The sequence below is a fragment of the Brevibacterium sp. Z349TD_9 genome, from assembly GCF_056173565.1.
Window position 1 is genome coordinate 322,400 of the sequence record NZ_CM149680.1, and the last position, 13,790, is coordinate 336,189.

Genomic DNA, 13,790 nt, shown 5'->3' on the forward strand with positions numbered 1-13,790 from the left:
AGGTGGCCGACAGCGGCCCTTGCCCGTCCCCGTGGGTACATGCACAGTAACAGGATTCTGGGAGTTTACTCGGTGGTAGTTGAGGGATTTCGGGGCCTGATCGCGGCAGGTGCTAGATTTCCTCTGTGCAGAGCACACATCGAAATGCAATCGTCCGCGTGGTGCTGGGTTACCTGACGGCGTTGGTCGTCGGGACCGGTCTGCTCATGACCCCCGCCGCGACCGTGGCGCCGGGCGGGATCTCCCTGCTGTCCGGACTCTTCACCGCCACCTCGGCGCTCAGCGTCACCGGGCTCGTCGTCCTCGACACCGGTCAGGACTTCACGTTCTTCGGCCAGATCGTCATCCTCAGCCTCATCCAGGTCGGCGGCCTCGGCGTCCTCCTCCTCACGACGCTGCTCGCCCTCGTCGTCGCAGGCCGGGCAGGCCTGCGCCTGCGCCAGTCGGTGGCCTCGGAGACGAAGAGCTCGGGGATCGGCGGAATCAAGCCGATGGTCCTGCGCATCATCGCGCTCACCCTCACCACCGAGGCGATCGTCGCCGTCCTCCTCTACCTGCGGTTCCGGTTCTTCTACGGCGACCCCGTCGGCGAGGCAGTGTGGAGTGCGATCTTCCATTCGATCTCCGCATTCAACAACGCCGGTTTCGGTCTCAACGCCGACAGTCTCATGGCCTACGTCGCCGACCCGTTCGTCACCGGTCCGATCGCGCTCGCCGTCATCCTCGGCGGGCTCGGCTATCCCGTCCTCATCGAGCTCTTCCGCAAGTACCGCTTCCCACTGACGTGGAACATGACGACGCGTGCGGTCGTCGTCGTCACCCCGATCCTCCTTCTCACGGGCACCGTCTTCATCGCCGCGATCGAATGGACCAACCCGGCCACGCTCGGTGCCCTCGACTGGTGGGGGAAGATCCAGGCGGCGTCGTTTCAGTCGACGATCACCCGCACCGCCGGCTTCAACTCGATCGACATCTCTCAGATGCACCCGGCGTCGTGGTTCGGCATGGACATCCTCATGTTCATCGGCGGCGGTCCCGCCGGCACCGCCGGCGGCGTGAAGATCACGACCTTCGTCGTCCTCGCCGCGATGACGTGGACCGAGGTCAGCGGCGGCCGGGCGGTCAACCTCTTCGGCCGCCGGGTCTCCCGTTCGGTGCACCGTCAGGCGACGACGGTCATCGTCCTCGCCCTCGGCCTCATCGTCGTCTCGACGATGGCGATCATGCTCAACGCCCCGGACCTGCGCTTCGACCGGATCCTCTTCGAGGTCGTCTCCGCGTTCGGCACCGTGGGCCTGTCGACCGGCATCACCGCGCAGCTGCCCGCCTTCAGCCAGGCCGTCCTCATCGTCACGATGATCTTCGGTCGCCTCGGACCTGTCACCGTCGCCTCGGCGCTGGCTCTGCGCTCCCGGCCGATCCGCTACGAACTGCCCAAGGAGCGCCCGCTCATCGGCTGACCGGCGCTGTCAACAGTGAACTGTGACCACGTGAAAGGACACTGATATGAACGAGAAGTCCTGGCTCGCCCGTCCGGCGGCCTTCTTCGCCGGGGACGCCAAGCCGATGGCCGAAGCCGGTGCCGTCGGCGTCATCGGCCTCGGCCGCTTCGGGGGTTCGCTGGCGATGGAGCTCGCCAAACACGGCGTCGACGTCATCGGCATCGACAGCGACGAGGCCGTCGTCGCCGAGTACGCCGACAAGCTCGCGCACGTCTCCCGGGCCGATGCCACCGACGAGGAGGTGCTGCGTCAGCTCGGCATCGATGACGTCAGCCGCGTCGTCATCGCCATCGGCAGCGACCTCGAGGCGAGCATCCTCGCCGCTTCGCGCATCCTCAAGCTCGGCAACCGGCACATCTGGGCGAAGGCGATCAGCGAGACGCACGCGGAGATCCTCCACCAGCTCGGCATCCGCAACGTCGTCCGCCCCGAGAACGACATGGGTCGGAGGTTGGCCCACCTCATCCGCGGGCACATCTCCGACTTCCTGCCCATCGACGAGGACTTCGTCCTCGCCCGCACGACCCCGCCCGTCCGGGTCTCCGATGTGCCGCTGGCCTCCCTCGGCGTGCGCGCCGCGTACGGCGTGACGATCGTCGCCGTCAAGCGCGCCGGCGGGTCGACGTGGGACATCGCCGACCGGGACATGACGGTCTACGCCGACGACGAGATCCTCATCGCCGGCCACCCCCGCGAAGTCGAGGCCTTCAGCGAACTCGACAAGGACAGCGACGGGTGAGCTGGCCGGTCTGCTGACGAGTCCACGGGGGCAACTGCGCGGCCCGCGATGCGAGCCTCAGAGATCCCGACGACGCAGTCGCCAGGCTGCCACCGCCCATCCGACGGCCACCCACGCAGCAAGGACGACGACCGCTGGGACGACGCCGAGGTTCTCGGCCGATCCCACCTCGGCGGCACCGCTGATCGTGTGAACAGCCGCCAGCGGCAGCAGGGGTTGAACGAGCACAGCGAGCGCGGATGGCAGCCACGACGCCAGCGTCGATGCCACGATGAGCCCGAGGGCTCCCAGCAGCCCGGCGGCCAGAGAACCGGCGGCTGCGGCGATGAAGACCGCGAGCACCGCGAACTCGACCGGCATGAGGATGCTGCCGAGAAGGAGACGGACATGATCGGGGGCGGTCGCCTCGGCGAGGGCGACTGACCATGGCGCTCCCGTGACAGCGGTGGAGAACCCGACGGCGACGAGGGTGACCGCGGCGGCGGTGAGCAGCGCGGCACCGGCTGAGACACCGGCGGCGACCACCGCCTTCGCTGTGATCACCACGGAGCGGCGAGGCAGACGGACGAGCGCCTCGGTGATCGCTCCTGTGCGGAACTCGATGCCGACGAACCACGACGCCAGGACGACGAGGACGATGGCGGCGACGTCAAGCCCGAGCACGCTGGCCGAGAGGACATCGACCGCTTCGGCGTCGGCGAGAGCGGTGCCCCGGGTGACGGGAAAACTGAGGATGAGCACGGCTGCGGCCACAGTGCCGAGGATGACGGCGGCTGCGGTGAGTCGTCGTGCGGTGGGCAGACTGCGGAACTTCACCCATTCGGAGCCGAGGACGTCACGCAGTCGTCCTGCGGATGCGGGTTGGGTGGCAGGCAGGGTCAGGGACGGCATTCAGCTCTCCTCGGTCGCGGGCTCGATACGGTTCGTCAGCTGGAGGAAGATGTCCTCAAGGCCGGGATCGACGGTGCGCAGCTCGTCGAGCTCGACCTCGAGACGGATGCTGTCGCGGTGGACGTCTCGCGGCCTCGCGCCGGCGATGAGTGCTGTGGTGCCGCCGTCGGTGACGGTGACCGTGCGCCCGGCGGCACGCTGGCTCGCGATGAGCGGATCGAGCTCGGGCCCAGTGACCGAGACGCCCCGGTCGGTGTGCGACCGCAGTTCGGCTAAGGAGACGTCGGCGACGAGCCGGCCTCTGCCGATGATGATGACGTGGTCGGCGGTGAGTTCCATCTCCGAGAGGAGGTGGCTGGAGAAGAAGACGGTGCGTCCGGCGGCGGCGAAGTCCTGAAGGAACGTTCGCAGCCAGGTGATGCCTTCGGGGTCGAGGCCGTTGAGCGGCTCATCGAGGATGAGCACCTCGGGGTCGGCGAGCACGGCGGCCGCGAGACCGAGGCGCTGCCGCATGCCGAGAGAGAGGTGGACGATGCGCCTCTTCCGTGCTGAGGCTAAGCCCACACGGTCGAGGAGCTCGGAGATTCGCCGGCTGCGGTGCGCGGCGGAGATGCCGGAGATTCTGGCGATCGCGTCGAGATGAGCCTCTGCGGTGAGTCCGGGCAGCATCCTTTCGGTCGTCAGCAGGGACCCGGCGGCAGTCGCGGGTGCCGAGTGCTCGGCGAGGCGGCGACCTCCGATGAGAGCTGTCCCGGAGTCCGGAGTCGTGAGACCGAGGATCATCTGCAGAGTCGTCGACTTCCCGGCTCCGTTCGGTCCGAGGAATCCGGTGACATGTCCGGGAGTGACATCGAAGTCGAGTCCGTCGACGACCCGCGAGCGGCCGAAACTCTTCGTCAGTCCTCGGACGCTGATGCCCTCTGTGAGGGGTGGTTGCGGAGGCACCCGGAGGGGTGTGCGGAGCAAGCCGGACATGTCCGCCGTACCCGAGGGCGGAGTCTGTTTTTGCGGTATATGCATACTGCAATACTGATGCAAGTTAGACATATTGTAAAGATGCAAGTTAAGCATATTGTAAAATGGCGGCATGCCGAAGATCGTCGATCACGCCGCCCGCCGCACAGAGATCGTCCATGGGCTGTGGCAGGTCATCTACGCCCGCGGCATCGACGCCGTGACCTTCAGGTCCGTCGCCGATGCCGCTGGGATCTCCATCGGTCGAGTCCAGCACTACTTCCCCTCACGCGAAGGGCTCATCCTCGAGGGATGCCGGCAGCTGGTGGCAAGTGCCGAGCTCGGCGACGGAGAGGATGCGGGGGATCGGGTCGCTGAGCTCACGGAGTTCCTCCATGCCTTCATTCCGGGCAGTGAGGCGAGGAGGATGGGTGCGTCCGTCTGGTTCACCTACGTCGCCAAAGCGGTCGGCGACCCGGACATCGCCGAGATCGTCGTCGCCAACGATCGCAGGACGGAGGAGGCGGCGACGGCGAAGGTGGAGCGAGCAGGTGTGAAGGGCGACGGGTCGGTGCTGTCGGCTGCCGATGTCGCAGTGCGTCTTGTCGCACTCGCCAAGGGGCTGGCCCAGGACGTCATGCTCGACGTCCGCTTGCCGGCCTCGGCCTATCGGATCCTCGATGACGAAGTCGAACGGGTCGTGGCGTAAGCGGCTCGGCAGTGGCGACTCAGGCGACCGGGTGGAAACCCGGTCGCCTGAGATGAGAAAGGAAGCGTCCCGTTGCGGGAGGGGTCGCTGCGAGGCTGCACAGTCGTTGACCGTTCAGTCGCCGAGGTCGACGACCTCGAACTCGAGGAGTTCGGCACCCGTCGACACGGGCTCCTTGCCGGTCGACTCGTGCGCGGACTTGCGGTTGGCCTTCCAGTTCTCGAAGTCCTCCTTCGTCGCCCACTGGGTGTAGACGAAGTAGCGGTCGCCGCCGGCCGTGGGTCGCAGCAGCTGGAAGCCTTCGAAGCCCGGGGCGTTGTCGACCGAGTGCTTGCGCGCGGCGAAGCGCTTCTCGAGCTCGGGTCCCGCGTTCTCGGGGACGGTGAGGGTGTTGATGGCGACGACCGACATGTCTTCTCCTTGGGTGATCGACGGTGTGGCTGCTGTCGCCTCCGACACTACGACCGCACCCTGGGCCGGAGCTGGGCTGTCCGCATGCGATCGCGCTGCGTCTCGTCGCCGTAGGGCACCGGGCGGAGTGCGCTGACTCGCCGGGGGCGGCGCGAAACCGGGCCGCTGACGCGGCGCTCAAGCGAAATCGAGGACGCTCAGTGACGATTTCGGCGCGTCGAATCGACACTCCGCGTCCTCGACTCGGCGGGTGGTCGGGGCCGCGCCCGCCGCCTCCGCCGGCCGCGCCCACCGCCTCCGCCGGCGGCGCCAGCACTCTGCCGCGCGCAGCGCCCCCACCCCGCTCAGAACGTCGAGTGCGGCGCCCCCTGTCCGGGATCGATCTGCACGGGACCGCCGGGGCCGGGGGTGACGTCGAAGTCGAACATCGCCGTCGGCAGGTAGACCGTCGCGCACGAGTTAGGGATGTCGACGACGCCGGAGAACCGTCCCTCGATCGGTGCCGCGCCGAGGAGCAGGTACGCCTGTGCCGCGCTGTAGCCGAACTTCGTCAGGTAGTCGATGGCGTGGAGGCACGCGCGCTGGTAGGCGAGCTGCGAATCGAGGTAGCGCTGCTCGCCGTCAAGGGTGACCGAGGTGCCGGAGAACGCAAGCCACTCCGAATACTGCGGATCGGTGTTGCCCGGCTGGAAGATCGCGTTTTCGCTCACCCCGTACGTGTCCATGCCGCCCTCGATGATCTCGACGCGGAAGTCGATGAACCCGCCCATCTCGATCGCCCCGCAGAACGTGATCTCGCCGTCACCCTGGCTGAAGTGGAGGTCGCCGACGGAGAAGTTCGCGCCCTCGACGAACACCGGATAGAACACCCGGGTGCCCTTCGTGAGGTTCTTGATGTCCTGGTTGCCGCCGTTCTCCCGTGGGGGAGCGGTCCGCGCCCCCTCCTCGGCGACCCGGTCGAAGTCCTCACCGGTGAGCGACCCGAGGATCGCACCGTTGGGCTCCGGCGGCAGCGCGAGCGGGGGTTCGCGGTCGGGGTCGGTGGCGATGAGCGCGGCCTCGCGGGTGTTCCACGTTCCGAGCAGGTCCGCACTCGGCGCGGTGCCCATGAGGCCGGGGTGGATGATGCCGGTGAACGAGACGTGCGGGACATGGCGGGAGGTCGCGGTCCCGCCGCTGAAGTCCCAGATCGCCTTGTACGCGTCGGGGAACTGGTCGACGAGGAATGATCCGCCGTTCTGCTTCGCGAAGATGCCAGTGTATCCCCATCCCTGACCGGCGAGCGGGCCCTCCTCCTGCGGGATCGGCCCGACGTCGAGGATGTCGACGATGAGGAGGTCGCCCGGCTTCGCTCCCTCGACGGCGATCGGTCCCGAGAGCGCATGGACGATGTCCACCGGGGCATCGCGGACGTCATCGGCGCTGTCGTCGTTCTTGATGAAGCCGTCGAACCATTCGCGGCAGTCGACGCGGAAGGACTGTCCCGGCTTGACGTGGACGGCGGCGGGGATGTCGGGGTGCCACCGGTTGTGGCCGACGATCTTCTGGTCGGTGAAGGGCTTGGTCGAATCGAGCGGGAAGACGACGTCGGGCATGGCACTTCCTTTCCTCTGGGGTGTCCGCGGTCGCGGTCGACCGCGGGGATGGTGCGGGCAGTACGCATGGGGCGGGTGGAGCTGGCGATGTGAGTGGTGCAGGTCGTGCGGGCGGGGCTGGCGGTGCGGGTCGTGCAGGTGGAGGCGCGGTTCGGCTAGGCGCGCGGAAGCTTTGCGTGCCGAGGATCGCGGCTGACCTTCTGGCGCCGACGGCTCGAACCGGGAAGGCGTGAGACGACGGCGGGAGACTCGGCGGAGCGTTCCGTGGATTCGATGAGTCGCTTCGCCTGAGATGATCCGGCGCCGAGGTGGGGCGACCCGACGATCGACCGTGCACTGCCGCCGCAGCCAGGGCAGGGGATGGAACCGGGTTTGTCGGCCATCGGATAGGCACGCTCGGAGTCGCCGCACGCGTCGCAGCGGAAGAGATACGTGGGCACTGCACCACCCCTGTCATCAGCGTCGGAGGAATCTCATTCTGTCAGTGTGATCGCCATCACGGAAGAGGTGTGGGGCAAATCCCTGCGCGATCGCGTGCAGTCGCGGTCGCGCCTGCCCACGTGCGCTTCTGGGCTGCGGAGAGTCGGCCGCGCCGGGAAGGTGGACGCTCAGTGACGATTCCGGCGCCGCGAATCGACACTGAGCGTCCTCGACTCGCCGGGTGGCCGTGACTTCGCCGACGGTTCAGGCCGCGGCGGCGGGTCCTCAGGTCCGCGCGGCGGCGCTGTCGGCGACGGCCACCTCGGTGAAGGTGAGGCCCGGCGCCGAGGCCTCGGCGGCGCGGCGGATGCGCTCGGCGGTGAGCTCGCTGATCGTCGCGAACTCGGGGCGGGCCGTGTTCTCGTCGTCCCCACGACCGCCACTGCCCCCGCGCCCGCCACTGGCCCCGCGCCCGCCGCGCAGCTCCTCCGGCGTCTGGATGAGGATGAAGGACCGCTGCCCGTCGTCGCGGCGGTTGGCCTCCATCACCGCCTGCGCGGTCGTCCCGGATCCGGCGAAGAAATCGAGGACGATCGCCGTGGGGTCGAAGAAGGTCTGCGCGGTGATGAGCGTCTTGACGAGTTCGACGGGCTTCGGATACCCGAACACACCGCCGAGCCCGAGGTCCTCGAGGTCGTTCTGCCCGCCGAGCGCCTTGATGATCGAGTAGAGCTTCGAACTCGCGAGTTCGTACGGCGTCACCCGCACGACCGCGTGCTTGCCCGGCCCCCACGGGCGGAGGACGAACTCGCCCGAGGCCAGCTTCGCGTCCACCTCGGCGAGCTTCTTCTCTCCTTTGACCGCGAGGATGTCCTCGTACATGAGCCGCCGCTCCGACCCCCGCGCATAGCGGCCGAAGCTCGCACGGAGGACGTCGGTCTCGACGAGCATCTTGCGCCCGTCGATGACCTCCACCTTCGCCGGCGCCTTCTTCTCGGTGAGGAACGTCCCCGCGGACCGGGCGTCCTTGCCCCACACGTGGATGTAGTCGTGCCCGCGGACGAACGACGGCGAATTGCCCCCGCCTTTCGCGCGCTGGTGGATGAGGGTGCCGAGCGAATTCGCCTCCCCGAAGACCTCGTGCCCGAGCAGCTGCGCCCACGCGCTCTCCCCGTCGTCGAGGTGGAGGTAGAGCACCCCGTCATCGCGCATGAGCTCGCGCGCGAGCATGAGCCGCGGCGCCATGAAGTCGAGCCAGCTGTCGTGGTCGTGCCCGCGGTCGCGGTACGCGTGCGCATTGCCCGTGTTGTACGGCGGATCGATGTAGACGACCTTGACCCGCCCCCGATGCGTGGCGAGCAGGCTCTGCAGGCCGGGCAGATTGTCCCCGACGATGAGGAGGTTCTCGTCCGGATCCGGCACGACCGACCGTGGCCCGGCTGTCTTCGCACTCGGATCCATCCCCTCGCCGAGGCGGCCGCCGGCAGCCGTGAATCCCGGACCTGCCGTGGCGCTGAGTTCCCGTCCGAGGGTGAGCGACTTCTCCTTGCCGGGCCAGCTCAGAGCGGTCGCCATCTTCTCCAACTCCCTCGACGATGCCAAGATTGCTGTATGAGTATTTCACGAGTGGCAGTCGTCGGCGCAGGCATCATCGGTGTGGCGCTCGCCCGCGAGATCACCCGTCAGCTCCCCGACGCCGAGGTCACGGTCTTCGACCGCGGGCCGGGAATCGCCACGGCGCAGAGCGGTCACACCGCGGGCATCGTCCATGCCGGTCTCGACGCCGAGCCCGGATCCCTCGACGCGACGCTCGCCCGCCGCGGGCTCGAACTCCTCATCCCCTACCTCGTCGGGCAGGGACTCGCCTACCGAGAGTGCGGGCAGCTCGTCGTCGCGCAGGACACCGACGAGGTCGACCGCCTCGACGACCTGCTCACCAGGGCGAAGGCGAACGACGTGCCCGGGGTGCGCATGGTCGATCGGGCCGAGATGCGCGAGATCGAACCGGCCGCCAGGGGAGTCCAGGCTCTCTACTCGCCGCACACCGCGATCACCGACTTCGAGGCCGTCACCGAGGCGCTCGCCTCCGAGGTCCGCGACGCAGGCGGACGCTTCCGCTTCCTCACCGAGGTCACCGGCATCGACGCTCTGAGCAACGAGGTGCGCATCCGCACCCGCGCCGTCAGCCCCAAAGACGACTCGGGAGTGTCCAGCGAGTCCGGCTATTCGACCGACCGCGTCGTCGAATCGGACTCCGACCCCGACGGGGAGGTCCACGACCGTCCCCGCACCTACCGCGGCGGTGAGGACGAGGCCGTCGCCGATGCGTCGGCACGGGGCGGTCTGCGCGGTCGCCTCGGCGATGAGCTGCGCACCCGGTTCGGCGACAAGGACTGGTTCAAGCAGGCCGAGGACCGGATCGACGGGTGGTCCGATCGGAACCGTCCCACCGGCGCCGAGGTGGATGCCGGCACCTTCGACCTCGTCCTCGTCGCCGTGGGACTCCAGTCCGATCGACTCGCCGCGGCGTCCGGGCTCTCCGCCGATCCGCGCATCGTTCCGTTCTCGACGACGTATTCGCGACTCGATGCTCCCGCCGCCGAGGCGGTCCACGGCATCATCTCGTCCGTGCCCGACCCGGAGGAGCCGTTCGAGGAGACCGTGCTCGCACGGACCGTCACTGGTGGGCTGCTGCTCGGGCCGAACACGCACATCGCGCTCGGTCGCAGCGACGGTTCGGTCGGCGACATCGACCTCGGCGACCTCGGTGCCTCGTTCGGATTCTCCGGGTTCTGGAAGTTCGCGAAGCGCAACGTCCGTTCGGCCGCGGAGGGAGTGCGGTCGGCGGCGAGCACCTCGGCGTTCGTCGAGCGGATCAGGAAGTACGCCCCCGACCTCGACACCGCGGGGATGGCTGCCGGACCCAAGGGAGTCAGCGGCCAGGCGATCGATGGCAAGGGCGAACTCGTCACCGGGCTCGTCGTCACCGCCCGCGGACGGCTCACTCAGGTGCGGAACACCCCGCGGGCCGGAGCCACCTCGGCGCTGGCGATCGCCGAGCACGTCGTCACCGCGGCCCTGAAGTCCGCGGGGAGACGGTGAGGCTTGACGGCTCGCTGAAGTCAGCGGAGAGGACAGGGGACACGGCGGTCGGTCGCTGAGGTCGGCCGAATCGAGCGGACTATCGCTCAGGATCTCCGGCGGAACGCTTCCTCAGGGACGAGTCCTTCTTCTGGGTCGAATAGACATAGGTGAGGACAAGCCCGGACACGATCGGAACGACGATGAGGCTTGGCAGGATTCGGGTGAAGGCCTCGCCCATCTCGCCGGTGAGGAATCCGAGGATCGGCCACATCATGATGGGCACGGCGGAGATGCCGACCCATGTGAGGACGAAGTCCGTGCGAGTCTGCGGACGCTCTGTGAAGAATCTGCGGATCGCGCTCTTCTCCGACGACGGCACTGCTCAACCTCCCACGTTTCTCAACCTCACGGTAGTGGCTGGTGGGAGGCCATTCAAGGATCGTCCGCGGGGCGCGACCTCAGCCGGAGTGGCGCTCAAGGAACTCGTAGACCTCGGTGTCGTCGACGCCGGGGACGGCACCGGGCGGGACGGCAGCGAGGAGGGAGGCGTGCATCTTCGCCGAGGGCAGGGAGTTGTCCTCCCACTTCGCGGCGAGCTCCTCCGGGGCGGTGCGGCAGCACGAGGGGTCGGGACAGCGTGACTGCGAACGGATCGAGGATTCCCGGCCTTCGAACCATTTGACGTGGGCGAACGGCACGCCGACGCTGATCGCGTAGTCGCCTCCCGGCAGCACCCTGGCCGTGCACCAGTACGACCCCTGCGGGGTGTCGGTGTACTGGTAGTACGGGCTGAACCGGTCGGCGACCCGGAAGACCGTGCGCGAGGTGAACCGCTTGCACGCGAACTGCCCCTCGATGGCCCCGAGCGGGTCCGTGGGGAAGGGGAGCCCGTCGTTCGAGTACGCCTTGTGGATCGTGCCCGAGGCGTGGACCTTCATGAAGTGGACGGGCAGACCGAGGTGCTCGGTGGCGAGGTTGGTGAACCGGTGCGCGGCCATCTCGTAGCCGACGCCGAACATGTCGCGCAGGTACTCCACCGACAGCTCGCGCTTCCGCTTCGCCTCGGTGAGGACGGGCACCGCCGCGCTCTCGGGCAGGAGGACGGCTGCGGCGAGGTAGTTCGCATCGACGCGCTGCTGGAGGAACTCGCGGAAGTCCTTCGGCGCCCCGTGCCCGAGGACGTGCGGGGCAAGGCTCGTGAGCAGGTGCGTGCGCGGATCGAACGCGGCATCGGCATTGGGCAGGTAGATGCGCCGATTCGCGGTGTCGGAGATCGACCGGGTCGAGCTCGGCAGGTCGGAGACGTAATGGAGGCTGAAGCCGAGCTTCTCCGCGATCGTCGCCGTCTCGCGCTGGGACACGGTCCCCGACTCGTAGCCGGCGAGGCTGAGCAGCTCGGCCGCCTGCTCCTCGAGGTCGGCGAAGTAGTTGTGCTTCTCGCGCATCGTCTCCCGCAGCTCACGGTTGGCTCGCCGTGCCTCCTCCGGGGTCGCCGCCCGCCTGGTCAGCACCTCGGCGAGCTGGCGCTGGAGGCCGACGATCGCCTCGAGCGCATCCTGCGGCAGCGACTTGATGCGCACCTGCGGCAGTCCGAGGGACGAGTACATCGGGGAGGCCTGATTCCGTTCGGCCTCGAGCTCGAGGCCCTGCCGACCGTCGACGGGAGTTGGGTCGAGAAGGTCCGCGACTTCGGTTCCCAGGGCCTCGGCGATCGCGGTGAGCAGGGTGACAGAAGTTTCTCGCTTGCCGTTCTCGATCGTCGAGATCTGCGAGGCCGCACGGTCCACCTTCTCCCCGAGCTCGGCGAGCGTCATCCCCGCCTGTTTGCGAAAGAATCGGATTCTTCTGCCGATGCTGAGGCTGTCGACGGACTGCTTCGACTCCGACTTTGAAGCTTGAACACTGGTCACAACCGCCTCCGAGGCGTCGATCCGGATGGTGCATTGCGAATGTGACCAGTATGACAGAACCGGGAAATTTCACCAATGGGAAGAACGCAGAATTTTCTCCTCACTTTTCTCTGTCGGAGGGCTTGCGCGCCCAGCAAGATGGATCACACGAACCTCGGAACGACACAGGAGAGAACCATGAACACCACGCCGAACGAACTGCACGACGTCGAAGCGATCCGCCGCGACTGGGCCACCAACCCCCGCTGGCAGGGAGTCGCCCGCGAGTACTCGCCGGAAGACGTCGTCAAGCTGCGCGGCTCGGTGATCGAGGAGCACACGCTGGCCCGCCGCGGAGCCGAGAAGCTCTGGGAGGAGATCCACGACCTCGACTTCGTCAACGCCCTCGGCGCGCTGACCGGCAACCAGGCCGTCCAGCAGGTCAAGGCCGGCCTCAAGGCCATCTACCTCTCCGGCTGGCAGGTCGCCGCCGACGCGAACCTCTCCGGCCACACCTACCCGGACCAGTCGATCTACCCGGCGAACTCGGTTCCCGCGGTCGTCCGCCGGATCAACAACGCACTCATGCGCGCCGACCAGATCGAGCACGCCGAAGGCGTCAAGACCGTCGAGGACTGGATGGTCCCGATCGTCGCCGACGCGGAGGCCGGCTTCGGCGGTCCGCTCAACGCCTTCGAGCTCATGAAGGGCATGATCAACTCCGGCGCCGCCGGCGTCCACTGGGAGGATCAGCTCGCGAGCGAGAAGAAGTGCGGTCACCTCGGCGGCAAGGTCCTCATCCCGACCTCGCAGCACATCCGCACCCTCCAGTCGGCCCGTCTGGCCGCCGACGTCGAGAACGTCCCCTCGGTCATCATCGCCCGCACCGACGCCGACGCCGCGACGCTCATCACCACCGACGTCGACGAACGCGACCAGCCGTTCATCACCGGAGAGCGCACCGCTGAGGGCTACTACAAGGTCCGCAACGGACTCGAGGCCTGCATCGCCCGCGGCAACGCGTACGCCCCGTACTCGGATCTGCTGTGGATGGAGACCTCCCTGCCCGACCTTGAAGTCGCCAAGCAGTTCGCCGAGGCGATCCACGCCGAACACCCGGACCAGCTGCTCGCCTACAACTGCTCGCCGTCGTTCAACTGGAAGAAGCACCTCGACGACGACACGATCGCGAAGTTCCAGCGCGAGCTCGGAGCGATGGGCTACAAGTTCCAGTTCATCACGCTGGCCGGCTTCCACGCCCTCAACTACTCGATGTTCGACCTCGCCCACGGCTACGCCCGCGAGCAGATGAAGGCCTACGTCGACCTGCAGGAGCGCGAGTTCGCCGCCGAGGATCGCGGCTACACCGCGACCAAGCACCAGCGCGAGGTCGGCACCGGATACTTCGACCTCGTCTCGACCGCAGTCAACCCGGACGGATCGACCCTCGCCCTGTCCGGCTCGACCGAGGAAGCCCAGTTCCACTGAGCAGCCGCTCCGCACCTGCCGGGCCCAGACGGCCCGGCAGGTGAGGACCCACCAGACTCGGCGCGGTTCGGCGATGTTTTCACGGGGTTTGCATCGTCGATCCGCGCC

General features: G+C 67.9%; 13 protein-coding genes. 5 read left to right on the top strand and 8 right to left on the bottom strand.

All coding sequences use genetic code 11. From position 1 onward, the window contains the following. Positions 1-158: 158 nt before the first annotated feature. Entirely contained in the window at positions 159-1,460 is a 1,302-nt protein-coding gene (locus tag AC0VYB_RS01440) for a TrkH family potassium uptake protein (RefSeq protein ID WP_232252546.1), read from the top strand. Positions 1,461-1,506: 46 nt separating this feature from the next. Next, entirely contained in the window at positions 1,507-2,241 is a 735-nt protein-coding gene (locus AC0VYB_RS01445; protein WP_475384936.1) for a potassium channel family protein, read from the top strand. A gap of 57 nt (positions 2,242-2,298) precedes the next feature. Here AC0VYB_RS01445 and AC0VYB_RS01450 read toward each other — a convergent pair whose 3' ends face one another. Both AC0VYB_RS01450 and AC0VYB_RS01455 read right to left on the bottom strand, forming a co-directional pair. Then, complete coding sequence (locus AC0VYB_RS01450; RefSeq protein WP_475384937.1) at positions 2,299-3,132, bottom strand: hypothetical protein; 834 nt, start codon at positions 3,130-3,132, stop codon at positions 2,299-2,301. After that, positions 3,133-4,077 (bottom strand): ABC transporter ATP-binding protein, encoded by a 945-nt coding sequence (locus AC0VYB_RS01455; protein WP_475384938.1) that lies wholly within the window; start codon positions 4,075-4,077, stop codon positions 3,133-3,135. A gap of 142 nt (positions 4,078-4,219) precedes the next feature. Here AC0VYB_RS01455 and AC0VYB_RS01460 point away from each other — a divergent pair, with 142 nt between their 5' ends. Continuing rightward, on the top strand, positions 4,220-4,795 hold the full coding sequence (locus AC0VYB_RS01460) for a TetR/AcrR family transcriptional regulator (RefSeq protein WP_475384939.1): 576 nt from the start codon (positions 4,220-4,222) through the stop codon (positions 4,793-4,795). Positions 4,796-4,909: 114 nt separating this feature from the next. Here the strand turns inward: AC0VYB_RS01460 and AC0VYB_RS01465 are convergent, their stop codons facing one another. From AC0VYB_RS01465 to AC0VYB_RS01480, 4 genes are all read right to left on the bottom strand, one after another. After that, on the bottom strand, positions 4,910-5,206 hold the full coding sequence (locus AC0VYB_RS01465) for an antibiotic biosynthesis monooxygenase family protein (protein ID WP_475384940.1): 297 nt from the start codon (positions 5,204-5,206) through the stop codon (positions 4,910-4,912). A gap of 344 nt (positions 5,207-5,550) precedes the next feature. Beyond that, a complete protein-coding gene (gene fmdA / locus AC0VYB_RS01470) occupies positions 5,551-6,801 on the bottom strand; it encodes a formamidase (protein WP_475384941.1) in 1,251 nt (416 codons plus the stop codon). A 155-nt stretch (positions 6,802-6,956) separates the two neighbouring features. After that, complete coding sequence (locus AC0VYB_RS01475; protein ID WP_009377477.1) at positions 6,957-7,241, bottom strand: FmdB family zinc ribbon protein; 285 nt, start codon at positions 7,239-7,241, stop codon at positions 6,957-6,959. Positions 7,242-7,506: 265 nt separating this feature from the next. After that, positions 7,507-8,796 carry a site-specific DNA-methyltransferase gene (locus tag AC0VYB_RS01480; protein ID WP_475384942.1) on the bottom strand — a complete coding sequence of 430 codons (1,290 nt, stop codon included), beginning with the start codon at positions 8,794-8,796 and terminating at the stop codon, positions 7,507-7,509. Positions 8,797-8,832: 36 nt separating this feature from the next. Between AC0VYB_RS01480 and AC0VYB_RS01485 the strand changes: the two genes are divergently transcribed. Beyond that, the gene (locus tag AC0VYB_RS01485) at positions 8,833-10,323 is read left to right on the top strand and encodes an FAD-dependent oxidoreductase (protein ID WP_475384943.1); all 1,491 of its coding nucleotides are present in this window, start codon (positions 8,833-8,835) and stop codon (positions 10,321-10,323) included. Between the two features lie 79 nt (positions 10,324-10,402). Here AC0VYB_RS01485 and AC0VYB_RS01490 read toward each other — a convergent pair whose 3' ends face one another. Beyond that, complete coding sequence (locus tag AC0VYB_RS01490) at positions 10,403-10,684, bottom strand: hypothetical protein (RefSeq protein ID WP_063250438.1); 282 nt, start codon at positions 10,682-10,684, stop codon at positions 10,403-10,405. A gap of 79 nt (positions 10,685-10,763) precedes the next feature. Beyond that, positions 10,764-12,215, bottom strand: a complete 1,452-nt coding sequence (locus AC0VYB_RS01495) for a helix-turn-helix transcriptional regulator (RefSeq protein WP_082834979.1) — start codon at positions 12,213-12,215, stop codon at positions 10,764-10,766. A 177-nt stretch (positions 12,216-12,392) separates the two neighbouring features. On the opposite strand from AC0VYB_RS01495, the gene aceA reads away from it, so the two are divergent. Next, positions 12,393-13,682 carry an isocitrate lyase gene (gene aceA / locus AC0VYB_RS01500; protein WP_009377464.1) on the top strand — a complete coding sequence of 430 codons (1,290 nt, stop codon included), beginning with the start codon at positions 12,393-12,395 and terminating at the stop codon, positions 13,680-13,682. Positions 13,683-13,790 lie beyond the last annotated feature (108 nt).

Excerpts from the sequence above, each read along its gene's own strand:
- AC0VYB_RS01465 (WP_475384940.1), bottom strand. The coding sequence starts at position 5,206 with ATGTCGGTCGTCGCCATCAACACCCTCACCGTCCCCGAGAACGCGGGA.
- AC0VYB_RS01480 (WP_475384942.1), bottom strand. The coding sequence starts at position 8,796 with ATGGCGACCGCTCTGAGCTGGCCCGGCAAGGAGAAGTCGCTCACCCTC.
- fmdA (WP_475384941.1), bottom strand. The coding sequence starts at position 6,801 with ATGCCCGACGTCGTCTTCCCGCTCGATTCGACCAAGCCCTTCACCGAC.
- aceA (WP_009377464.1), top strand. The coding sequence starts at position 12,393 with ATGAACACCACGCCGAACGAACTGCACGACGTCGAAGCGATCCGCCGC.
- AC0VYB_RS01460 (WP_475384939.1), top strand. The coding sequence starts at position 4,220 with ATGCCGAAGATCGTCGATCACGCCGCCCGCCGCACAGAGATCGTCCAT.
- AC0VYB_RS01445 (WP_475384936.1), top strand. The coding sequence starts at position 1,507 with ATGAACGAGAAGTCCTGGCTCGCCCGTCCGGCGGCCTTCTTCGCCGGG.
- AC0VYB_RS01450 (WP_475384937.1), bottom strand. The coding sequence starts at position 3,132 with ATGCCGTCCCTGACCCTGCCTGCCACCCAACCCGCATCCGCAGGACGA.
- AC0VYB_RS01485 (WP_475384943.1), top strand. The coding sequence starts at position 8,833 with ATGAGTATTTCACGAGTGGCAGTCGTCGGCGCAGGCATCATCGGTGTG.